Source organism: Chryseobacterium nakagawai, assembly GCF_900637665.1.
Taxonomy (GTDB): domain Bacteria; phylum Bacteroidota; class Bacteroidia; order Flavobacteriales; family Weeksellaceae; genus Chryseobacterium; species Chryseobacterium nakagawai.
Genome location: NZ_LR134386.1, coordinates 5372021 through 5395947, shown reverse-complemented (window position 1 = coordinate 5395947; position 23927 = coordinate 5372021). Strand labels below are relative to the sequence as shown.

13 protein-coding genes are annotated in these 23927 nt (G+C 35.4%); 8 read left to right on the top strand and 5 right to left on the bottom strand.

Annotated elements, in window-relative coordinates; translation table 11 throughout:
- Nucleotides 1–112 precede the first annotated feature (112 nt).
- From EL260_RS24400 to EL260_RS24380, 5 genes are read right to left on the bottom strand one after another with little or no spacing between them, the layout of a single operon-like run.
- Nucleotides 113–556, bottom strand: coding sequence for an ABC transporter permease (locus EL260_RS24400; RefSeq protein ID WP_123858108.1), 444 nt, complete (start codon nt 554–556; stop codon nt 113–115).
- Between the two features lie 6 nt (nt 557–562).
- Entirely contained in the window at nt 563–994 is a 432-nt protein-coding gene (locus EL260_RS24395) for a hypothetical protein (RefSeq protein WP_123858107.1), read from the bottom strand.
- Entirely contained in the window at nt 994–2133 is a 1140-nt protein-coding gene (locus EL260_RS24390; protein WP_123858106.1) for a beta-ketoacyl-ACP synthase III, read from the bottom strand. The genes EL260_RS24395 and EL260_RS24390 overlap by 1 nt, the downstream gene beginning before the upstream one ends.
- Nucleotide 2134: 1 nt before the next feature.
- The gene (locus EL260_RS24385) at nt 2135–3049 is read right to left on the bottom strand and encodes a dialkylrecorsinol condensing enzyme DarA (protein WP_123858105.1); all 915 of its coding nucleotides are present in this window, start codon (nt 3047–3049) and stop codon (nt 2135–2137) included.
- 42 nt (nt 3050–3091) lie between these two features.
- Complete coding sequence (locus tag EL260_RS24380) at nt 3092–6745, bottom strand: MMPL family transporter (RefSeq protein ID WP_123858104.1); 3654 nt, start codon at nt 6743–6745, stop codon at nt 3092–3094.
- A 193-nt stretch (nt 6746–6938) separates the two neighbouring features.
- Here EL260_RS24380 and EL260_RS24375 point away from each other — a divergent pair, with 193 nt between their 5' ends.
- The 8 genes from EL260_RS24375 to EL260_RS24340 all read left to right on the top strand — a co-directional run bounded on the left by EL260_RS24375 (nt 6939) and on the right by EL260_RS24340 (nt 23927).
- Nucleotides 6939–7940, top strand: coding sequence for a hypothetical protein (locus tag EL260_RS24375; RefSeq protein WP_123858103.1), 1002 nt, complete (start codon nt 6939–6941; stop codon nt 7938–7940).
- On the top strand, nt 7940–9079 hold the full coding sequence (locus tag EL260_RS24370; RefSeq protein ID WP_123858102.1) for an EpsG family protein: 1140 nt from the start codon (nt 7940–7942) through the stop codon (nt 9077–9079). Before EL260_RS24375 ends, EL260_RS24370 begins: the two co-directional genes overlap by 1 nt.
- Before the next feature lie 22 nt (nt 9080–9101).
- Nucleotides 9102–10160 carry an acyltransferase family protein gene (locus EL260_RS24365; protein WP_123858101.1) on the top strand — a complete coding sequence of 353 codons (1059 nt, stop codon included), beginning with the start codon at nt 9102–9104 and terminating at the stop codon, nt 10158–10160.
- Between the two features lie 263 nt (nt 10161–10423).
- Nucleotides 10424–15136 (top strand): T9SS type A sorting domain-containing protein, encoded by a 4713-nt coding sequence (locus EL260_RS24360; protein ID WP_123858100.1) that lies wholly within the window; start codon nt 10424–10426, stop codon nt 15134–15136.
- Nucleotides 15137–15433: 297 nt separating this feature from the next.
- The gene (locus EL260_RS24355; protein ID WP_123858099.1) at nt 15434–18712 is read left to right on the top strand and encodes a hypothetical protein; all 3279 of its coding nucleotides are present in this window, start codon (nt 15434–15436) and stop codon (nt 18710–18712) included.
- A gap of 230 nt (nt 18713–18942) precedes the next feature.
- On the top strand, nt 18943–20091 hold the full coding sequence (locus tag EL260_RS24350) for a hypothetical protein (protein WP_123858098.1): 1149 nt from the start codon (nt 18943–18945) through the stop codon (nt 20089–20091).
- A 54-nt stretch (nt 20092–20145) separates the two neighbouring features.
- Nucleotides 20146–22707: a type I DNA topoisomerase gene (topA, locus tag EL260_RS24345; protein WP_123858097.1), complete on the top strand. Its 2562-nt coding sequence runs from the start codon at nt 20146–20148 to the stop codon at nt 22705–22707.
- 149 nt (nt 22708–22856) lie between these two features.
- A complete protein-coding gene (locus tag EL260_RS24340; RefSeq protein ID WP_123858096.1) occupies nt 22857–23927 on the top strand; it encodes a formimidoylglutamase in 1071 nt (356 codons plus the stop codon).

The following is a 23927-nucleotide window of genomic DNA, read 5'->3' as shown; positions in this document are numbered from 1 at the left end:
ATCAGTGCTTCTTTTGCGATCATAGTATTAAAAGTAATAAAGAATATATCAATCCTTATAAAACAAAAAAGCTGCACAAAATGTACAGCTTTTATAGTCTTTTTCTTTCTTTTTACGATTTTACCTCCTGAATAAACAGGTTAATCTCTGCTCTGATCAACAATTCTTCGTTGTTGAAGGTCTCGCAGAAGATGTGGCAGATATTTTCAAACTGGGAAATCAATGATGCTTTTGAAATGATTTTGTCATTTACTTTGGGAAGTCCGAATATCTCAATCTTTTTGATATTGGTAATAAAGCCTATCACTTTGGTATCTGCTTCCGGATTTTCGAAGAAGCTTTGTCCAAGGATAGATGAGCAGGTTTGGGCCAGATTTTCAATTAATCCGGCTTCTACAAATTCATTGTTATGAACAAAGATATTGTTTTCTTTTATTTCAAAGGAAGTTACTACTTTTTCCTTGGTCAGTTCCAGGATATAGTCTGCCATCAGCATCGGCTCGCGATGCGGTAAAAAGTGGTGTATATTGATGATATTTTCTTCCCTGATCTCCATTAAAAATTATTTTACAGCGGTTTTCATTTGAGATTTTGCAATCACTTCACCATTTAATTTAGTAATGATGTCTACAAGTGTTACTCCCATTACTTCATTGAGGATGGTTACTTCAGATTTCAGTTGATCCCCAATTTTAGGTAATATTGTGGCTTCAAAAGATTTGATGGCTCCAATGTATCCGGTAGGAGCATCTTTTCCAAGTAAATGATACTTGTACCCTGTATGAAGAGCTACACTTTGTGCCTGGTGTTCAATCAATCCGGAAGCCTGAAAAAATCCATCCTGAATGAATAGATTGTCTTCCTTTACTTCAAATCCGGAAATAAGGTGGCTTTCAGAATATTCTGATAATTCATGTACCATTACAAATGGTGCACGTTGCGGAATAAGACTTTGTACAAAATCTTTATCGGATGTTGGCAGTCTGTTTTCCATTAGTAGACTGTTAATAAAGAACAAGAATAGGCAAATCTTCCACTCTCAGGAACGCAAAGAAGTATTTTTTCTCCTTTTTTCAATGTTCCGGAGTTCATGAGTTCCTCTAATGCTACGAAGATAGATCCGGCACCGATATTTCCGATGTCAGAAAGGTTGTAGAACCATTTTTCAGCAGGGAAGTCCATTCCTTTTTTAGCAAATTCTTCTTTCAATCCATCTTTGAAATATCCTGAAGAGATATGAGCCAATACATGGTCAATTTTTTCAGGATCAAGATTGTGTTTGTCAAAAGAAGCTCTTAAACTTTCGGCTCCTTTTACCAGAATATATTTATCCAGGATTTTAGTGTCCTGCTTAATGGCAAAAATAGATTCTTTTAACCATGCATCAGATGGATGATCTGCCCATGATTTTAAGCTTCCGTCTTCCTGTTTTTCACATCCTGCATACATACATGCCTCGATTTCGTGGGCATAAGAATAGAAATCGATGAATTCCACTCTTAAAGAGATCCCGTTTTCTCTCGGTTTATTTTCTAGTAAAAAAGCACCAGCTCCATCAGAGAGCATCCATCTAAGGAATTCTCTTTTGAAAGCGATAATAGGTCTTTCTTCCAATAATTTTAAATTTTCAGCTTCATGGTTGAATTTATCGGCGGTCATCCATGCAGACATTCTTTCAGAACCCGCACATACAGCACTTTCCTGTACACCGGCTCGTACTGAGAGGAATCCGTAGTTAAGGGCATTCATTCCTGAGTTACAAAGTCCGGTGGCAGTATTGATTTCAATAGATTTCCCGATGTTCAGTTCACCATGAACCATAGAAGCATGTGAGGGCTGAATCTGGTCAGGAGAAGTAGTGCCTACGGATAGTAACTTCATATCTTCCTTCTTGAAATTATCATCAAAAAGTCCTTCAATTGCCTTGGCAGTAAGCTGCGCATTGGAATGCGTAGGGTTTCCTTCTTTATCTAAAGCGTAATATCTTGTCGTGATTTTATTATTTCTTAAAATAAGTGATCTGGCTTTAGAAGGTGCGTCATTGATAAGCCCAAGATATGTCTCCATTTCCTCATTTGATACCGGTTCATTGGGTAAATATTTTGAAGCTTTTGTTATAAATACGTCGTACATTCTATTTTAAATTAATTCCTTGTAAATATCTTTTTTGTTTTTGTCTTTTAAACCAAAATATAGGGGTTGTAAGCAGGTGTAATACCAAAACGATTGGTGAGATAATCCATATCGCTGCCATCAAATATACCTTAAAGAATTTTATCAGCAATGGACGTTTCTCTTTTTTCTTGATAATCAGATTAGACCATACTGTGAAAATCTTGTTCCCTACCTTTTCTACACGTACTAAAAACGGGCGGATTTCGACGGCTCCATTTTTTACAAGATCCGGTTGTAAATTGTTCAGATCATTGTTTTTAAAATGCTTTTTGATAATCTCTCCATATTTTACCGAACCTGAAATTTCTTCATCCGAAACTCCTGCTGCCGGAAGCATGCCGGATTTTTCCTTTTGCCCTGTAGTCAGCCAGCGAAGAATAGTCAGTACACTGGTATAATTGTCATGTCTGTCTACTAATGCAATGTTTCCGATAAGTTGGGCTTTTAAATCTCTTAAATATACTTTCAGCTTTTCCTGTGAGAGCATCCACATATTTCTTGTTCCGGAAATGGTAACTACAGGCGTGTCTTTAAGGATGCGCTCTGCATAGCCGCTCTTCAAAAATGAAATGATCGGGATAGAGGGGGTGAGATACCAAACCTGATATCCGAACAGGATGAGGTCATACTTTTTGTTCAGTATTTCTTCTGAAGGGGGAACAATTTCTTTGGGGATCTGTAAATAAGATTCCGGAAAAGTGTTGAAAAAAACATCACCCGGCCAAGGAAAAGGGAAGTCTTCCCTCAACTTAATATTATAATAGGTAATATCGTATTCTTCCTTTTGAGCTTCAAAAGGCTTGGCAATATTTCTCATAATATCCTCCAGCTGACCGGTTTGAGAATAATATATGACAAGTATATTTTTTTTCATGGAATCTTTTTAGCGTTTACAAAAATATGTTTTTCATATTTATTATTTAGTTTTAAATACTTTTAATGATTCAGAACTAAATTCTAATATATAATTTTTATTTTCTATTACCGTTTTTGTGGTATTGATAAAAATGATCGTTTCAGGAAGATTTTGAATTTCATTGAGATCAAAATTATCATCCGAAATCAGGAGAACATCAATGCTTTTCGTTACTTCAGACACATCCTTTATATAGTTGATCTTTCTCCTTTTTACCAGATAATTATGAGAAGCAGTTGCTCTTTTATCTTCATTTATAATCCTTGAAAAAATTCTTCTACTGGCCTGATATAGGGTGAGTAAAGCATCTTTTTGTCCAAAATCATCAGCAATATGCAGGATGTTGGCATCGGCAGGAATGTGTTTATTCAGCTCAAAATAAGCTGATTTATTGGTGTTGAAGTCTTTCTTTACTTCCGTTACTACTTCATTGTCTTTATATAGATAGCTTAATAATAATGGCTTTTTAAAATAATTTTCGTCTTCAATCTCTTCTCTCAGTTGAGCAAATTCTTCTCTGTAATACGCATTAATCTTTTTCGTTCTTTCAGAATAGTTTTTACCAAAGCTTATATCATCTTTACTGATTCTATTTCCTACTTTTACAATAATGCTGCCATCATAGATAATAAAATCTCCTTTCGGAAGTACTTCAGAGTTTCCATGAATATACAAAGGAAGAATATCCAGCTCAAACTGTTCCGCCAGATAGAAGGCTCCTTTATGGAATCTTTTCACATCATTGGTATAAGAACGTTCTGCTTCAGGGAAAACAACAAGAGAATATCCCTGTGCTATTTTTTCCTTTAATTTATCCATTCCGTTTTCAATCCCTTGGGAAACCGGATAAAAGCCCAGTGCTCTTACCAGCTTTCCGAAGACCGGAGATTTGTATACCCAATCATTGACTAAATAAATGATTTTATGAGTGGCCATTGCAATAGCTAATGTATCCAGGAAAGAGGTATGATTAGCAATAATGACTGCCGGTTTACTGAAGTTCTCATTCGGATTTTTAATGACCTTCTTCTTTACAAATGGATTCGAATAAAGAACAGAAGTTAAAAACTTAGCCAAAATAATTTTGATAATATTCAGCGTTTTACCCTTTGAATTTTTCACAAAGAAACTTCCTATGGCTGAAAATATCATGCCTCCAAGCCCATAATATAAAAAACTGAAGAGGGAGACGATCAATAATCTGAATGTTATTGGTGAAAGTCCTTTTTTTGCTCTGTTGGTGATTAATAATCTGAACCAGAATGGATATAGGGTAGAAGTGATGATAATCACGGAGAACATTCCGATCAAGGCAACCAATGCTAATGAGTGTAAAGCCGGATGTTTGGCAAAAATCAGAGATCCTATGGATAAAATGGTGGTAAATACTGCTAAAATAATTGAAGTTCTATAAGTAGGAAGCTCGTTTTTTCCGGTTGTGTGCTCCTTTTGCATAGCCTGGGTAAGAAAAATACTAAAATCATCACCTACTCCGAAAACCAATGTACAGACTACCGTACTGAAAATATTTAATTCCAGTCCTAAGAAATAAAGAATTCCGGCAGTGACCACTCCGGTTAGTACAATGGGGAACATGGTCAAAACAGTCAGCTCAAAATTTCTGAAGAAGACAATGATGGTTAAGACGATAGCCAGAAGAGAATAATTAATCAGGGTATTGAAGTCTCTTTTTAATAACCCTAAAAAGTTTTCATTCATCTGCTGGCGGTCAATGGCAATAGCATCATGTTTCTTTTCAATATCTTTGATGAAAGCATCTCTTTTTTTCTCATCTACTTTCACTACATTGGAAACCGTATAAAAACCGTTTTCATTGCTCATGAATTCTGAAATCTGAAGTGCTTTTACTTTTTCATAGTCTTTGATGCCTAACGTAGAATAGTTTTTATTTAAAACCTCATTAAAATTATCAAAAGCAGAACTGTTGAATCCAAATTTGTTTCCATTGCTGATAAGCTCAGAAACGGTTTGATTCTTTTTGTTATCATTCCAGAAACGTTTCCACTCCTCAATTTTCTTTTGCTGATCTTTTTCCGACAGGACAATACTTCCAATAGAATTATAGCTGAGGATTTTACCCTCTTTTTTCTCTTGTTCCAGGAATGTATTTAATTGGGAGTTTCTCGCCAAAGCCTGTTCTTCTGAGTTTCCATAAGAAATCGTATAAATGGATTTTGAAGTAATATCCGATAGTTTCTGGAGTTTGGCTTCACTGATCTTCATTTCTTTCGGAATGTAATTCAGATCTCCAATGTCTTCATTAAACCCAACATGTCTGAATCCAAATAAGCATGCTACAATGATTATGGAACATCCAATAATCAAAGGTTTATTTTTCTCGTATGGATATGAGCCTATTGTATCAATAAAATTGGTGCTAAGTTTCTCTTTGGTATGTTTAGGTTTATAAAGCTGAGGAACAATAATTAATGCGGTAATGGAAGATAAAATAACTGTAATAGCTGCGAAAAGCCCAAGATCCTTTAATGCTTCAGATCGTACAAATACCAAGCATAAAAAGGAAACAGCTGTAGTAGCGCTACTCAAAATAATTGGCTGAGTAATTTCTTTGTAAAGTTCCTCAATATTGTTATTATGCTTGTAATGAGTAAGAATATGCAGGGCATAGTCTATGGTAATCCCGATAAGAATAGCTCCTACACTTAACGAAATAGCAGAAATTTTATCTTTAATAAAGTACAACACTAATAATGCCAGTAAGACAGAGAAGACAGTAGGAAGAAAGACGATGATCGGGGTAAAGAAATTCCTGAAATAATAGATAAGCAGAACCAAAAGTACCGTCATAGAAATGACAACCGTATTCTGAATGTCTTTTTTAATCTGTTTGGCATTGGCCACTGCAATGACAGGAGAACCAAAATAACTGATCTCGGTTTTCCCTTTAAACTGTTTATTCAGATTGTCTTTTATGGTATTAAGCTGATCGATAAAAGCTTCATTGGTTTTTGTATCATTACTTTTATTTTTAGGTTCAATAAAAAGCAAAAGGCTTTTGCCGTCTTTAGTTACAATATAGCTGTCTTCCAATTTGAAATCCTTGCTGATATTGAGTGCATTTAATTTTTTGATTCCTAAAAAAGTAAGCCCAAGAGGATCTTTTTTGATAAATTCTTTAGTCACAAGGCTTGTAGGAGAAACCAATGAGATGTAATTATCTTCTACCTGTTTGGCAATGCTGTCCTTCTGAAGTTTCCTTTCAATTTCTTTATAATCATTTTCATTGAGAAATAAAGGCAGGTTTTGATTCACGAAATCAAAGGTTTCAGAAATCTCATTATCGTTCACTTTTCCCTGGATTGAGCCAATATACTTTTGTAAAGGCTCTGTTTTTTGTAGAAAAGTATCGGCTGTTTCAGAAAGCTGGAAGCTGTCTTCATTGGATTTATTTTCTATGATGACAATGATCTTGTCCGAAAAATTAAGCTGTTTAAGAACCTTTGCCGTAAGATCGGATTTTTCATTTTTAGGAATGATCTGATTAATATCTTCTTCAAAATTAATCTTTGAAGCAAAGAATAGACATAAGAGAGCAATTCCCAATGCTGTAAAAACAGAAAGAATTTTGTTTCTGGAAATCAGATAGTATAAAAATATAAAAAAGCGGTGCATTGCATTCGAATCAAGTCTGCAAATTTAAATTTTTAAGGATTACATCAAAATAGTTTAAGGATAAGTTTTGGTTGAAAATCAACAAAATATTCTAGGCAGAATGAAAAAATATTCTACTTTTGCAAAGTTCCCTTTTGGTAAAATGTATTTTAAACCACAATTATTATTAAAAAAATAAGAATCTGTTTTTGATATGTTGACAAAAAATGATGAAAAAATAAACGGATTCCTATTTGTCGCAGTACTCCCGTTTTTGCTGTTTGCGATGTCTTATTATGGCTTTGAATCTTCATATGTAAGATTAAAAACCATGGAGAAGGCTCCAGACTTTATGTTCTCCTCTGTATATGCTTACAGAGTAATCCCCAATTATCTGAGTGTACATGTTACAAATGGGGTAACCTTCATGGTGAATAATTATCTTCCCTTTTTAAAAAACTTTCTTTTAAAACAGGGAACTTTGTTTTATCATAGTATTTTTTTGATTAACAGTTTCTTTTTTGTGCTGTCTTCAATTGTTTTACATTCACTATTTAAATTAAGTCCTACAGGAGTTCTTTTACATTTGAATATTAGGAGAATGATTCACTTGCTGGCTGTTTTTTTTATTGTTATTGTACAGTATGTTCCCACTAATTGTGATTCTATTGCAATTTTCTTTTATCTTTCAGGAGCATTACTTACATTGAAATATTTTCAGGACCGAAAAAATATAGATTTTATTCTTTTATGTGCAGTAATATTTATTTCTACGTTGACCAGAGAAACTTCATGCCTTAATATTTCTTTTTTTGCTGCAGTGTGTATTGATTTTGAAAAATTGAAAAAGAAGGACTATACTTTCATTAAAGAGCTTATATTTTTAGTGGTTGCTTTTATGATTCCTTATGTAGGACTTAGAATGATAATTCATCAGGATGTATCTCTTGTGGAAGGAATTTATTTCCTGGATAATTTCAGCAGTCCTTTTAATATAAGCGGTCTTCTGTTTGGAGCATTAAGTTTATATTTTAGCTACCTGTTGTGTAATAATGAAGGGAAAATATTGATCAGAAAATATCTGTTCTTTGCCATTCCTTACCTGGTAATGATTGCTATGGTAGGACTTTTCTGGGAAGTCAGATTATTTATCCCTTTAATTCTTACGGGATTTATTTTTACTTCGTATCAATTTAAAAACACCCTATCCGTCTAATGAGTTTATTGCACCCATATTATATCATTGCAATCATCTATATGTTGATTTTCAGTTTTCACGAAGTGTATTCCGGGAAATCGAATAAAGGGGCATTGTATGTTTTGGCGGTATATCTTGTTATTATTGCGGGATTTCGTGATGATGTAGGACCGGATTATGGAAGTTATGTAGGTATCTATGTATATTCAGATACAAAAGATTATTTGAGTATTTTTCTTTCGGCACTTTCAATAAAAGGGCCTCAGGTTGTAGAGCAGGAGTGGCTCTATGTGTTGATTAATAAGATTCTTCTCAATATTTTTGATGCGCCCTTTTACATGCTTACCTTTGTAGTTGCGGCACTTGTAACGTTTTTTAAAACAAAATTTGTTGAAGAGAATACACACTATCCTTTTACCTTTTTACTTTTTGTCTTTATTCCAGGGTTCTTCATTGGGGAGAGTGGGCAGATCAGACAAAATTTAGGATGTTTTATGGCGTATTGGGCCATTCGGTATATCAAAGAGCGGAATTTGTGGATGTATCTTCTGTGGATCTATCTCGCAGCAGGAATTCATAATGTTTGTTATCTGATGCTTCCGATGTATTGGGTAGCTAGAATTCCACTGAATAAAATGTGGATGCTTATTTTTATTCTGATATCCGTATTCCTTTCTCCATTTGAGGTTTATCGCTACTTTGGGGATTTATTGGGAAGTATAGCATCTGAAAACACATTGGTAGATGGTTTCAACGGTTATGTTAATGAATCCGTAGAGAGGCTGAACGGAGGGTTTGGGATTCCGGAAGTCATGTTAGCGATTTGTACAGCCTTCCTCTTTATTTTTGATACGAAAATGAAAGAAAAATATCCTTATTACGAATACCACCGGAATTATACCGTAATAGGAATATGTTTTTACTTTATCTTTAGAAATAACCCTATCTTTTCATCCAGATTAACAGGTACTTTCCTAGCATTTTCCTATATTTTAATTCCGAATACAATGTTTGTGGTTTCTAAAGGGATGAGAGCTGCAATACACAGTTTCATAATATTTTTGGTGATTTTTAACTTTGTGGTATTCTCCATATTTAAAAATATTACGGCAGGAAGATTTACAATAGATCTTTATCATAACCATATTCTTCCGTAAGGTACTTTTTATTTTATTATATATGGCTGAACAGAAAAATAGAATATTAGTTTTAGATGGTTTAAGAGGGCTTGCTATATTGTTGGTTTTTCTTTTCCACGGATACTATATTTGGGAGAAAAATTACCCTTTTGGTGGCTTGTATAAAGACAATATCCTGGTAAAATATGGAGATCTTGGAGTACAGCTGTTTTTTTTGATATCAGGGTTTGTCATTCTGATGTCAATGGAAAAGACACCAGGCTTTATCCAGTTTATTAAAAACAGATGGGTGAGACTTTTTCCAAGTATGTTGCTATGTTCTTTAATTATCTATATAACTGCCGGATTCTTTTCTGAGAGGCCTTTGGGAATTCCGGAGCTTAAATCTCTACTTCCGGGAATTCTATTCGTAGATGAGGGGCTGCTTGAACGTATTTTTAAAACAGATTTTCCCGTTTTGGAATCATCGTTCTGGTCTTTATATATTGAAGTGAAATTTTATGTGATTTTTGGAGCGCTTTATTATCTGTTTAAAAGAAATCTGGCATTGCTGGGAATCTTTATTATTTATTTGGTAGCTGTATTCTATCAGATCCTGGAATTCCATCATTTGCTTCCTTTGGAATTGTTGAAGTTTAAGGCTTACATTGGGAATTTTGTATATTTTGGATGGTTTGTTTCAGGTGCATTAATCTATATTTACTATAAAGAAAGAGATAAACGATATCTGTATGCATTTGTTGTAGCCACAATATGCGCTATGTTTTATATGTACAGGCTTCAGGATATGACGAGAAATTTATATCTTATGATACTGGTTCTTATTTTTATAGGGGCATTATTCTGGGATAAAATGGAACGTTTCTTTTCTATGAGACTATTCACGTTTGTTGGTTTCGTAAGTTATCCTGTTTATCTATTGCATGAAAATATGATGATCTCATGGATGGTAAAGATAGATAAGCATATTCCTGTTCCCTATTGGCTTCTGCCCATTATTTCTTTTTCGCTTGTTATTCCTGTAGCCTATCTTGTGGCAGAATATCTTGAACCCCCGATTCAGAAAAAATTAAAAATATGGCTTAAAAATATAAAATAAAAAACGGTATTACTACCGTTTTTTTTATAGAAATATATCTATAATGTGTTGTTGTTAAATTTGTTATGATCTAGTATTGTTTTTCATATATTTGTGATAATTAATTCCCAACCTGTACAAGGTTTGAACTAAAAAACAAATACACCATGATGAACAAAAATAGGAGTGAAATCACTCACATCTTCCTTTCTTCTTATACCCGATGTCATCTTTTCGGGATACAATAATCAAGTTTTAACACATTTTTTCAAACAACAACGTTTATGAAAGCAAAATTTATTTCTAAAATTTTGGCAACAGCATTCTGCGTGGTGTCAACTCATGCTTTTTCGCGGGAATTTTCGCCTCCGGAAGCTCATGAGAAACCTGATGTCTGCAGGCTTAGCTCTCTTGTCGCTCCATTTACTTATGATCTGGATCCGCTTATTATGATCAATCAGAATGTGAATCAGAAAGGATTGGTTGTAATGAGCGGAAAGCTTACAAAGCCCTTTACTAGCGATCATGTAAAACTCTCGGTAAAGTATAAGGATGCACAAGGTAATTGGGTTACCGGATGGTGTAAAACCCTATATTCGTATAACCAGTACAATGAAATTCTTACGGTTCGTTTTGAACTTCCTGCTTCTGCTCAAAGTTCTTATCATGTAAAAGTGGAATTGAGTTCAGATACGAATCTCAGCAATTTTAATAGTGTGGTATGGGATAAGAGTATAAATCATTATAAACTTAATGATTATGTTGCTGCCAACTGTGACCTGGATGAGAATGAATATACCATGCTTTTAACTCCTAAAAAAGAAGGATCATTGCTTACCAACAGCAGTGGAAAAGTGATTGGAGTAAAAGACAGGGTGACTTCCGCTTATTCCTGGAATAAGCTGAGCAATGTTTTGATGGATAATAAAAAAGACGATGTCGTGTTTGCGCCAACTCAGCCATCGGATCTGATAACAGATGCAAATGGGAGCAAATCTGTGAAATTGGTTAATACAGGAGCTGTCAGTGATACCTTAGGAGCTACTTCCGAATTTATTTACAATGAAGCAGCAGGGCACCCCATTCCTTACCTGTATAGCTATGATGACCCTGTATATATGTTTGCCGGTAAATTTTCGGCGAACGGGTTCTTTGTGAAATTCAGCCAATGGCCGGGAGAGCCTAATGGCCCGGGGTATTTTAATTGGAAGAATCCAAACTTTATAGAAAGCAGATACTTTAATATGTATAACAAGACATGGAAAAGTTTATCTGAATTTATTCCGGATCAGGAACCCGTTGTGATTGTATCAAGTCTTACGACAGGATTAAGAATCTATAAAAATGATGGAACCTATATTGACCTTACTCCAAGCAGTACAAGCAATTATGGAGCTCCTTATTTCGGATATACAAACAATGTAGCGAGAAGAGGTCCTGGATCTGAAAACCTTATTATTTCCAATACCTCAGAAATGACTTTATATGGTGTGGGTGCGCTAAGGAATGATGTTAATACTTCATACCAGCCCAAAAGGTCTATGCAGGATGTTGAAAAAGAAGTATTCAAATTCATTAAATATACTGGCGTTTTTGGTTCAACTACCGCTTATGATGATACTTCAGAATGTTCGCAAGGATGTTTTACGGTTAATGCGGATGCTGTCTCAGATTATAGTGTGGCAGACTGGACCAAAGCTCCCAATAGTTATATTTTTACAGGAAAAGATAAAACAGGAAATGCTGTGGACGGTCTTTATATTCCTATTAAAAAAGCTTTCGCCATGTGGCAGAAGGATAAATATATAGGTGGATCTAATATTCCTGCAGGAACATTAACTGCAGATGTTTTATGGGAAGATGCTCATGGATTGATTAAATCAGGAACTAATTATAGCCTTGAAATGATAGGTTCAGGAGAAGATGCCAAGATAAAAGTTCCTGTTAACAAAGCTAAAAAAGGAAATGCCGTTATTGCATTAAAAGTGGGCGGGGAAGTGTATTGGTCATGGCATATCTGGGTGACAGATGATCCTACGAATGGTTCCACTTATAAAAGCTTTGCCGGGCTCAAAAGACAAAAGAAAGATGGAACGGTGGAATTGATTCCGGATTCGGATTGGGGCTGGATGGATAGAAACTTAGGAGCGATGAGTAATTCTTTAACTTCAGGAAACTGGAATAAAAATGGAGGATTGCTTTATCAATGGGGAAGAAAAGATCCTATTCCTCCTTTGACAGCTAAAGGAAATGACTCTTATGAAGTATCAGGTTCTATAGGAAGAGTAAGACATAGAAATGCTCAGTATACGACAAATTCAGTTAAAATTGATGCCCTTAGAAAATTTGTTCCATTGGCGAATGCAAATGTGAGAAATAATCTTTCTCTTGCTGTTAAAAATCCTTTAAGCCTTATCTATGTCGGGAATAACAGTGCTGATATTGCTTATTATGACAGTGGAAAGACACTCATGCTAAACTGGTTTGGGAAATCACCTGATTTTGGAAGCAATCGTCTTTCTGAATTGAATTTATGGTCTGATAATTCAGAAGGGAAGTATAGAGATAATTATCTGGATGATAATGATGCACAGCCCTACAAAAATAAATCTTCTTATGATCCATGTCCTAATGGTTGGCGGGTTCCTTCTGTGTTAGTGGCCAATGCAGGATCAAAGACTTATATTGATGATATAAGAATTGACTTTTCTCCTTTAGGGGTAAAAACCAATATGGGTAAGAATACTTTCGAGGCCAATACGTATCAGATCATCAAACCTACAGATGCAGGAGCACCTAACTTTATGAAAGGATTTAAACTGTACACCAACGTAGGATATGATCTTTCCAATGTGGGCGGATTTAATATGGGTAAATTTCCAGGTACCGGACAATTGCTTATCAACAGACATGAAGGTCAGTATACAGATCAGCATCATACCGCTTTATGGACAGCAACTATGACCAGACATTTCGATGCCTCCCCATCCATAGTAGCCAGAGCATTATTTATGGTTCCTGACAAAGAGCAACCCGATATTCCGGATTCAAATTATCCTAATATTAACGGAAGATATTTCTATCAGCCCTTATCTATGGGAGAGACTTCAGGTGCTAATGGTTGCAGATGTATCAAGGATCCTTTATATGTAGTGAACGATTATGATTTCCCTACAGATTTCTTTGCAGAAGGACAATATATGGAAGGATTAGATAATCCGAACACCTATACAATAGTAAAATCTACTGCTGAATCTACTCTTGAAATTCCAATCAGTAAAGCTTTTTCAGCTCAGAGTCAATTGCTGAATAATCCGGATATTTTAAATGCAACAAGCTTTGATAATTTAAAAACAAATGTTCTATGGACAACGGATACAGGTCTCATTAAGCAGGTTTCCGTAGATCAGCCGGGTTCTATATCTGCAATCAGCAGCTCAAAGATAAAAGTAACCATTAATCCAAACAAAAGCGGGAATGCTGTCGTTACTCTACACAACGGAAGTATCACCAACCCGGTATATTGGAGCTGGCATATCTGGGTGACCAATACAGCTATTACATCTAATCGCTATATAACAGATCAGCCGGATGCTAACGCCGTGAATTATATCAACTTTGCCAAAAGAAGTGAAGTTCTGGATACTGAAATCATGGATAGAAATTTAGGGGCGGTAGAAGTATTTCCGACCATTAATGGAGATAACTTAAACCCTGAGACAGCATTGCCAGGCTCTCCGGAACAAATTATGCTATCTGGCGGACTTCATTATCAATGGGGAAGAAAAGACCCTATTCCAACCTATAGAACGGCATCAGATATTGATTATGGTCAATATCGTTATAAAACAGATGCTGTAAAATACTGGACAGGAACTACTGCTGCAAACGGGACCATTACTTATGCCCCTTTAATTGAATCTAATTATAATACCAATTATATTAGACCCTATGCTACTTATAGTAATTCTGCCAATGCGAATGTTGTAGCTACAGATAAACCTTCTGAAAAAATAGCAAAAGTGCTATCATACTCAGTGAAAAATCCATTGGCCTTTATGGTACCAAGTACTTTAGATGCTACCGGAAAAGGTTCAGACTGGCTGGCTTCAGAGCCTAATTTAGCTGCCGACCGTTGGGGAAGAGGTGATAAAAAATCTCTTTTTGATCCTTGTCCGGAAGGATGGAGAATCCCGGATGTAACAACCGTTTCGGTAATTGCAGTCCCTTCAAATCCTGTAGCACAGGAAGATTTTGGTCTTAGCCCTTGGTATAGAAAAGGATATAGAGCTGCAAGTTCATATAGAATCATTACAGACAATTTTGGAATTCAAGTGAGAGTTGGAAAGAGAAGAATTGCAGGGTTTATGTTCCCAAATAATGATTACACGATTGGTAACTATGCCATATTTACAGGAATGAGAGGGTACAGAAGTGTTACCACAAATACAACACCTAATTTTAACTCTTCTGAAGGAGATAGTAATGGAAGCCTTTATACTGGTTTTTGGACATCAGGCTTGAGTTCCAATTTCAATGGTAGACCCATTAACTTGCTTCTCAAAAAGTATGATAGTGGAGTTCCTCAAAACTTTATTCAGGCATTTCATGATAATAATGATCCTTACTTTGGAGCAAGTTGCCGTTGTGTAAAAGTAAAAACTGATGGAACAAATGAAGCCGGACCAATACCAAGACTGCAGGTAATTACAGTTTCTACAGCCAGAGCAACAAACACTTTGGCGAAAAAGACTGTTGAAGAAAAGATCGTTCAGAATAAGCTTGAAGTATTCCCTAATCCGGTAAAGAGTATATTGTATATTAAAGGAAATGATATTGTAAAAGAATATTATTATCAGATTTATAATATGTCTGGACAGGTCGTAAAATCAGGAAAATTTGAAAACGAAAAAACAGACCTTTCTGCTTTAACAGCAGGAGTTTATCTTATAAGGATCAATAGCTCTGAAAATATAGTGAAGATCATTAAGGAATAAGTAGATTATTCTATAAGGCTTTAACCGGGAGATTTTTCTTCCGGTTTTTTTTATCCTTATTTCAGGGTATTACGGGACAATATTCTACTGATTGTTAAAATGGTAAAGATTCTATTTTTATTCTTTTGGTGTATTTTTTGATTCTTTGGTTTTGTATTGTTTAATATTTATTAATAATTTAATTATGTTGAATTATTTGCTTTATAATTGATTTGGTTGATTGTAATTGGTGTATTATGTGACTTTTTTATATCAAAAGTATAGGGGTGTACTTGTGTTTATATAAAAATCATTGACATGAAAAAATCAGTATTAAAAAAAATAAGGGTAAGCATTTGCCTAGTATTGGTGTGTATCTGCTCTATAGGTGGTATGGAGTTGAAAAGACAAACAGTTCCAATAGAAAAACCTAAAATAGCTAATCAGGATACAATACATAAACCTTCAGCTGAAAAAGAGCTTCAGCCTAAAATCAAAAATTCAAATACCGGCAAAAAAACTTATAATGACGAAAGAGATTGGACGAAAGCTCCTAATAGCTATTTCTTTGATCCTGCTCAAAATAACGAAGGCCTATATGTTCCTGTAAAAAAAGCCTACGCAATGTGGCAACAGGATAAAATTCTTGGAGGTTCAGGAGTTCCTACAGGACAAGCTACGGCAGATGTTCTTTGGGAAGATAATCCCGGATTGGTAAAATCAGGGGCAGAGTATCTTCTGGAAATAGTAGGTTCAGGAGAAAATGCTAAAATAAAAGTTCCGATTAATAAATCTAAAGAAGGAAATGCAGTGGTCGCCTTAAAGATCAATGGAGAAATTTTTTGGTCATGGCATATTTGGGTTACGGATACCCCTGAAAATGGATCTACTTATAAGAGTTTTACAGGAGTCTCAAGACAAAGGAACAATGGAATAGTAGAATTGATTCCCGACTCAGAATGGGGATGGATGGATCGAAACTTGGGAGCAGTTGGAAGTTCCATTACGGCAACAGAGTGGAATAAAAATGGAGGATTGTTATATCAATGGGGAAGAAAAGATCCCATTCCGCCTTTGGCTTTAAAAGGAGATGATTTCTATGAAGTTTCAGGGTCAATAGGGCGGGTGCGTCATAGAGCAGCTAAGAATTTTGCAGGAGCTGTTAAAATTGACGATCTTAGAAAATTTGTTTTGCTTTCCAATGCTGAGGTAAGCAATAATGTAAAGCTTTCCATTAAAAATCCGATAAGTCTTATTTACGTTAATAAAGATGATAATTCAGGGCCGGCTTACTACAATAATAACACAGCTTTAATGGTAAACTGGTTTGGGAAATCAACCTCTATTCCGGATGCGCAGCTTTCAGAACTGAATTTATGGTCAGACAATTCCCTGGGAAAGGTGAGTGCAAATTATAACGATGACAGCAGCGCAAAACCATATCAGGATAAATCTTCCTATGATCCATGTCCGAATGGATGGCGAATTCCTTCTATGTTGGTTGCTAATTTAGCCTCTCAAACCTACATAGATGATGTGAGAATAGACTTTTCACCATTTGGAGTAAGAACAAATATGGGGAAAAATACTTTTGAAGCCAATAAATATCAGGTGATAAAACCAACGGACGCAAACACTCCAAGCTATATGAAGGGCTTTAAATTATACGCTAATACGGGCTTTGATTTATCTAATGTAAATGGCTTTAATATGGGGCTTTTTCCTGGGACAGGCCAATTAGGGCTCACTGTTCATCAAGGGCAATATACAGATCAGCATCATACCGGTTTGTGGACAGCAACTATGGCTAAACATTTTGATAATACTCCTGCTGTGGGAGCACGGGCGCTGTTTATGGTGCCGGATAAAGGGCAGCCCGATGTTCCGGATGCTGCTTTCCCGAATGTGAAAGGAAGGTATTGGTATATGCCGCTGGCAGCAGGTGAAACTTCAGGAGCGAATGCATGCAGATGTATAAAAGACCCATTGTATAGAGTGGATAGTTATGATTTTCCAACGGAATATTTACCTGCTATTGTTGAATTTAAAGAAGGAATTAACAATCCAAATACCTATCAGCTTGTAAAGAATACAACGCCAACTCTCCTTGAAATACCTGTGAGTAAAGCATTTTCTGTTCAAAGTGAAATTTTGAATAATAAAGATATTCTTTCTTTATCAAGTTTCAATAATTTAAAAGCAAACGTTCTTTGGAGTACCAATGCAGGCTTAATCAGTAAAGTAATAATTCCAGGAGGATCACCAAGCTCATTGGATGGAATTTCAAATACTAAAATTTTAGTTACAATTAATCCCAATCAAAGTGGAAATGCGGTGATTACGCTGCATAATGGAAGCATTACAAATCCTGTCTATTGGAGTTGGCATGTTTGGGTAACAGATACGCCTGTTATATCTGTTCCTTATACTACAGAATTGCCCAATACAGCGGTCACTAATTATGTAAATTATGTGGATAAAAGTTCCTCTCCATTGCAGACAGAATTTATGGATAGAAATTTAGGGGCTACCGATTCTTTTCCAGCAGTTGTCAATCCGTTAACACCTACTGCAGTTGAACTGTCAAAGATCCGCGCTTCCACAGGAATGCATTATCAGTGGGGAAGAAAAGACCCTATTCCGACATTTCAATATGCAGACAACAGGGCGTCATTTAATATATTTTTGGGCACTGTAGGTGCAGATGGAACAGTGACTTATACTTCCTTAGCCGGAGCAGCCTATAATAATTTAGGTGGAAATTATATTGTACCATTCAATACTTATACAAATGCTGCTAATGCAAATGTATTACCCAAAGATAAAGTAGCAGATAAAGTTTCAAAAGTTTTAACCTATTCAGTTAGAAATCCTTTGGTTTATATGATACCAAGTACTTTCGCTGCTTATAACAGTGCAACCCCAAACTTTACCAATGGAACAGATTGGTTGGCAGATGAGCCTAATTTAGCGCCAGACAGATGGGGACGAGGAACAAAAAAATCACCTTTTGATCCATGTCCGGAAGGATGGCGTATCCCTGATCTTACCGGAACTTCTATCACAACGAATCAGGATTTTGGGATTTCACCCTGGTATAAAAAAGATAAAAATGTAGCAACAGCATTGAGCGTGCTTAACGATTATTTAGGGACAAGAGTTAGAAACCCAAGTACCACTTCTACCATCGGATATGCTTTTAACGACCCCTCATACAGCGTGGGAAGTTATCCGAATTCAGGATCCAGAGGCTTCCGAAGTGTCATTGGCAATCAAAGTGCAGCAGGAAGTTTCAATGTGATTAATTTTCAATATCCGGGAATCTGGACGGGAGCTTTGTTGTCAAATTATATAGGAAGACCGATCAATATTCTTTGGGATGCTGCTTCTACAGCGAATCGTATGCTAGCCTTCCATGATAACAATGATCCATATTTCGGGATGAATTGCAGGTGTGTAAAAATGAAATTTGATACCAATGGGAACGAATTAGGACCTATTCCTAAAGATCAAGTGACGACTTTACCTGCAGCAAAGGACCAGGTCCCCAAAGAGCTAATTACTTTCAATGAAGAACCTGTTGAGGTGAAAAAATAAAATTTATGGAGAAATCCTAAAAAAGCATGCCGGTTCATGATAGGACCGGCTTTATTGTTTACTTATCTGAGGCAAAAAAGAAATTTATTTTCAAGTGACCAGGTAATCATGTTAAAAAAACGAAATATATATCTGTAGATAACTGTAAATTCATAATTTTAGCACTTGTAAAATTGTGAAAAATGAGACCGTTCCCTGCTCTTATTTTTTACAGGTTTTAAAAATACACTATGAGGTTAGAAAAGTTTGTACAACATTTTAATAGTAAGATCTTTATTTATTTTCTTATTGCCATTACGGCAATTTATACCCTCGCATTTACCCTTGTATTTAATCTTAAAGATGACGGCTATATTCTGGCAGATTGGCTTATAAATTATGAAGACGGCGGATTTAAAAGAAGAGGTTTATCTGGAAGTTTCTTTTTTATTCTACAGGATATGACAGGGCTTAGTCTTAATTATATTGTTTACTTTTTTCAATTTATTATTATTTCGCTGTTCTTTTGGTGTTATACAAAGCTCATTAAATATAAAATAGCAGATCTGTTGTATCTCTCCCTTTTATTGTCGTCCATTGGTTTTGTAGGGCTGCTGAATACTGTAACCTATGTAGGAAAAAAAGAATTTATTGTATTTCTTTTGTTTACTTACTTTGTATACCTTTTAGATAATGATAAGCTTTCAAAATATAAAGAATATCTCTTCTGCATACTGCTTTTTATAAGTACACTTTTGCACGAGGTTACCCTATTTTATGTCCCTTATTTTGCAATCGCGCTCTATGTGAAAAATGGAAAGCTGGAAATTAAAAGATATATCAAGTTCTTTATGGCGGTAATTATTCCTGCTGCAGCGATTGTTCTATTTGGAAAAAACGTGAATGAGGGAATGTCTCTGGAAATACTGAACAGAAGAGGAGTGCATCCAACGTATGGGATTTTCTATTGGGATATTGATGAAAGACAATATATTAAAGAACATCTTAATGAATATCTTCTTTACTTTATCAGCTTAGGGATAAGTGTATTTCATATTGGCTATTATTTAAAATATCTAAAAGGGCGAAAGATTTTATATATTTTATTAATCGGAGCCTTTGTCTTTTCATTTCCACTGTTTTATCTGGCTATAGACTGGGGAAGGTGGATGTATATTCATATGATGTTGATCATTATTCTTTTTGCCCTGATGTTGAAAAAAAGTAGCAATATGTATGCTTACGAACCAATAATTATTGATCGTAAATTCTATATTACAATGGCGATAATACTGCTCTCGCTATTATATAGAGTAGAAATGTCCGGCAAGGGCTTTACCTTCGAAGGAGTATTTTACAGACTGTTTGTTGCCCCTTTGGAATTATTAAATAAAATGTGATTTCAAAAAGTATATAATAAAAAAGCTTTACTTTTGCAAAAAATTTTTTTTAGAATGTCAAAAAATTTAGTAATCGTAGAGTCCCCGGCAAAGGCAAAAACTATTCAGAAATATTTAGGTAAGGATTTTGAAGTGAAATCCAGTTTCGGTCATATCCGGGACTTACCTAAAAAAGGAATGGGAATAGATCTTGCCACCTTTAGTCCTGATTACGAAGTTTCAGCAGACAAGAAGAAATTGGTAACAGAATTAAAAGCCGCAGTAAAGAAAGCAGAAATGGTTTGGTTGGCTTCCGATGAGGACCGTGAAGGAGAAGCTATTGCGTGGCATTTAGCAGATGAATTGAAACTGAAACCCGAAAACAGAAAAAGAATTGTTTTCCACGAGATTACTAAAAATGCCATTCTAAAAGCAATTGAAAATCCAAGGGATATTGATCAGAACTTAGTAAATGCCCAGCAGGCAAGAAGAGTTCTGGACAGAATTGTAGGTTTTGAAATGTCTCCGGTTTTATGGAAAAAAGTAAAACCAGGACTATCAGCAGGAAGAGTGCAGTCGGTAGCCGTAAGATTAATCGTTGAAAGAGAAAAAGAAATCCGTGAATTTGTACCCAAAGCAAGTTTTAAACTTGACGGAATTTTCTTAAACAATACAGAGCAGGAAATTGCTGCTAAACTGAAAAAAGACTTCGAAAAAGAAGTTGAGGCGGAAAAATTTCTGGAGCAGGCAAAAACTACAGAATTTAAAGTTCTGAATGTTGAAACAAAACCAGGAACACGTTCTGCATCCGCTCCTTTTACCACTTCCACACTACAGCAGGAAGCTTCATCCAGATTAGGATACAATGTGACCAATACAATGCGTCTGGCTCAGAGATTATATGAAGAAGGGTTCATTACCTATATGAGAACAGACTCGGTAAACCTTTCTCAGGAAGCAATTGAAGGCGCAAAAAAACAGATTACCTCAGAATACGGAGCAGAATATTCTTCTCCAAGAAATTATACTACAAAATCAGCTTCTGCACAGGAGGCTCACGAAGCTATACGTCCTACAGATTTCGGAGTGAAGAGCATTGGTGATGCCCAGTTGAATAAACTGTACCAATTGATATACAGAAGAACATTAGCTTCTCAGATGTCGAATGCTAAAATTGAAAAAACAGTAATCGAGATCGGAAACACTTCATTGCCACACCATTTTGAAGCACAGGGAGAAGTGATCATTTTCGATGGTTTCCTGAAAGCCTACGGAATTGTAAAAACTGAAGATGAGGATGAAGAAAATAATGAAAAACTATTACCAAAAGTAAAAGTTGGTGAAGTATTAAGTTATAAATCTATTACAGCTACAGAAAAATTTACAAGACCAAGTGCAAGATATACGGAAGCAGGATTAGTTAGAAAGCTCGAAGAATTAGGGATTGGTAGACCCTCTACTTATGCTCCAACGATTCAGACGATTCAGAACAGAGAATATGTAGATAAAAGAGAAATAGAACCGAATACCCGTGAAGTCATCAAAATGTCTTTAGTAAAAGACACAATCAAGAAAGTAGTTCTGGATGAAAAATTTGGTGGCGATAAAAATAAATTCATTCCTACAGATATAGGAGAAGTTGTAAATGACTTCTTGACAGATAACTTTAAAGAAATCCTGGATTATGGTTTCACGGCAAGAGTAGAAGAAAGCTTCGACGAAATTGCAAGCGGAGATCAAAAATGGAAGGAAATGATGACGAATTTCTACTCAAAATTCCACCCGAGAATTGAAGATGTAGAAGAAAATGCAGACCGTGCAACAGGAGACAGACTTTTAGGAGTTGATCCGAAGACCGGTAAAAATGTTCATGCCAGAATCGGAAGATTTGGGGCGATGATCCAGATCGGAGAAACAGATGATGAAGAAAAACCAATCTTTGCATCATTAATGTCAGGACAAAATATTGCAACCATTACCTTTGAAGAGGCATTAGAACTATTTAAATTGCCTTTTGAACTGAATGAGTTTGAAGGAAATGCAGTTTCTGTGGGTGTAGGAAGATTCGGACCTTATGTGAAATGGGGAGAAACGTTTATCAGTATTCCAAAAGGTGAAGATCCGCTTTCCATAGATCAAAACCGTGCAGAGGAGATCATCAATGAGAAGAAAAAAGCAGATGCTCCGATTGCCACTTATAAAGGAGAGCCTGTAACCAAGGGATCAGGAAGATTCGGACCATTTATCAAGTACAAAGACATTTTTATCAATGTGCCAAAGAAATACAACTTCGATAATCTTTCTCAGGACGATATCAATGAGCTGATTGATGCTAAACTGGAAAAAGAAGCTAACCGATACATTCAGCAATGGGAAAAAGAAAAAATTTCCCTTGAAAATGGAAGATGGGGACCTTTCATTAAATTTGGAAAAGCCATGTTCAAAATTCCGAAGAAAAGTGATGATACCAAATATGATGCAGAAGAATTGAAAGAAATTTCTCTGGATGAAGTAAAAAAATGGATCACAGATCAGGATAAAAATGCTTTTGCAGAAAAGAAAAAACCTGCAGCAAAAAAAGCAACAACTGCTAAGAAAACTACAGCTGCTAAAAAACCAGCTGCTAAGAAGAAATAATAATTAATTATATAATACAAAGCCGTTAACAAAAGTGTTAACGGCTTTTTTTGTGAATAAAAGTCCCCACGGGATTTTCAGTTGCTGCGTTTTTTTGTATGTTTGTTAGATCAAGAAATTATTAAACGATTATATTTTTAGGTTAAAATATGGATTTTGAAGACTTTATCATTTCACCAAGAAATTTTAAAACAGAAAGCTGGCAGATCGGAAATCGGATAACAAAAGATATAAAAGAAGATAGTATTGTTCTTTTATTTGTTTCGGATTATAGAGGAGCAGGCGGCGATGCAGAAGTACAGGATTTTACAGCAGTCAGAAAAGAATTTTACAAACTTTCACAGTTGGATTTTGAGATTCCGATTGTGGATCTCGGTGATTTAGTGTCAGGGAAATCTGTTCAGGATACCCATTATATTTTGCAGGAAGTTTTGTCAGCCTGCCATTATAAAAGAGCACTTCCGGTGATTATCGGAGGTTCCAATGATTTTGCTTTTTCACTATTCTCAGCATTGAATTTTCATCAGAAAAGCATCAATTATACCCAAATCAGTAACATTATTTCTCTTAAACAAGGAGAAGAAATTAACGAATATACTTTTTTAGGGAAAATTTTTGGAGCTAAGAATTTTTCCATTAAAAATTATCACCATCTGGGTTATCAGAAACATTTAAATGAAATGGATTCTGTACGGTTGATTAAAGAAGTGGAATTTGACATCATCCGCTTAGCTGAAATGATGAATTCTACAGAAAAAACAGAACCTTTCTTCAGAAAAGCAGACCTGGTTACTGTAAATTGTGATGCCGTAGAAAGTTTCAGTGAGCCATTTTCTATGAATCCACAGGTCAATGGACTGAACAGAAGAGAAATTTGCGCCTACATGAAAGAGATCGGGCTGAGCGAAAACCTGAAAACGGTAGGGATCTTTAATTATAATATCTATTCGGAAAATCAACTGAATCATCAGCTGTTAGCACAAATGCTATGGTATCTGATTGAAGGGTTTAATATCCAGCAGTCCCATCCCAAAGAAAGACAATATGAATTGTTTTACGTTTTAATTGATGACAGGCAATTTGCATTTAAGCGTGATACTTTCAGTAATTTGTGGTATTTTGGTGACGACGAAAATATAGAAAATTGCACTCCTTGTTCAAGAAAAGATTTTGATGATGCTAAAAAAGGCTGGTTAAATGCAAGACTGACGAAATTTTAA

What these genes read in the sequence shown, in the direction of transcription:
- EL260_RS24400 (WP_123858108.1), bottom strand. Translation starts at nt 556, where the DNA reads ATGGAGATCAGGGAAGAAAATATCATCAATATACACCACTTTTTACCG.
- EL260_RS24395 (WP_123858107.1), bottom strand. Translation starts at nt 994, where the DNA reads ATGGAAAACAGACTGCCAACATCCGATAAAGATTTTGTACAAAGTCTT.
- EL260_RS24390 (WP_123858106.1), bottom strand. Translation starts at nt 2,133, where the DNA reads ATGTACGACGTATTTATAACAAAAGCTTCAAAATATTTACCCAATGAA.
- EL260_RS24385 (WP_123858105.1), bottom strand. Translation starts at nt 3,049, where the DNA reads ATGAAAAAAAATATACTTGTCATATATTATTCTCAAACCGGTCAGCTG.
- EL260_RS24380 (WP_123858104.1), bottom strand. Translation starts at nt 6,745, where the DNA reads ATGCACCGCTTTTTTATATTTTTATACTATCTGATTTCCAGAAACAAA.
- EL260_RS24375 (WP_123858103.1), top strand. Translation starts at nt 6,939, where the DNA reads ATGTTGACAAAAAATGATGAAAAAATAAACGGATTCCTATTTGTCGCA.
- EL260_RS24370 (WP_123858102.1), top strand. Translation starts at nt 7,940, where the DNA reads ATGAGTTTATTGCACCCATATTATATCATTGCAATCATCTATATGTTG.
- EL260_RS24365 (WP_123858101.1), top strand. Translation starts at nt 9,102, where the DNA reads ATGGCTGAACAGAAAAATAGAATATTAGTTTTAGATGGTTTAAGAGGG.
- EL260_RS24360 (WP_123858100.1), top strand. Translation starts at nt 10,424, where the DNA reads ATGAAAGCAAAATTTATTTCTAAAATTTTGGCAACAGCATTCTGCGTG.
- EL260_RS24355 (WP_123858099.1), top strand. Translation starts at nt 15,434, where the DNA reads ATGAAAAAATCAGTATTAAAAAAAATAAGGGTAAGCATTTGCCTAGTA.
- EL260_RS24350 (WP_123858098.1), top strand. Translation starts at nt 18,943, where the DNA reads ATGAGGTTAGAAAAGTTTGTACAACATTTTAATAGTAAGATCTTTATT.
- topA (WP_123858097.1), top strand. Translation starts at nt 20,146, where the DNA reads ATGTCAAAAAATTTAGTAATCGTAGAGTCCCCGGCAAAGGCAAAAACT.
- EL260_RS24340 (WP_123858096.1), top strand. Translation starts at nt 22,857, where the DNA reads ATGGATTTTGAAGACTTTATCATTTCACCAAGAAATTTTAAAACAGAA.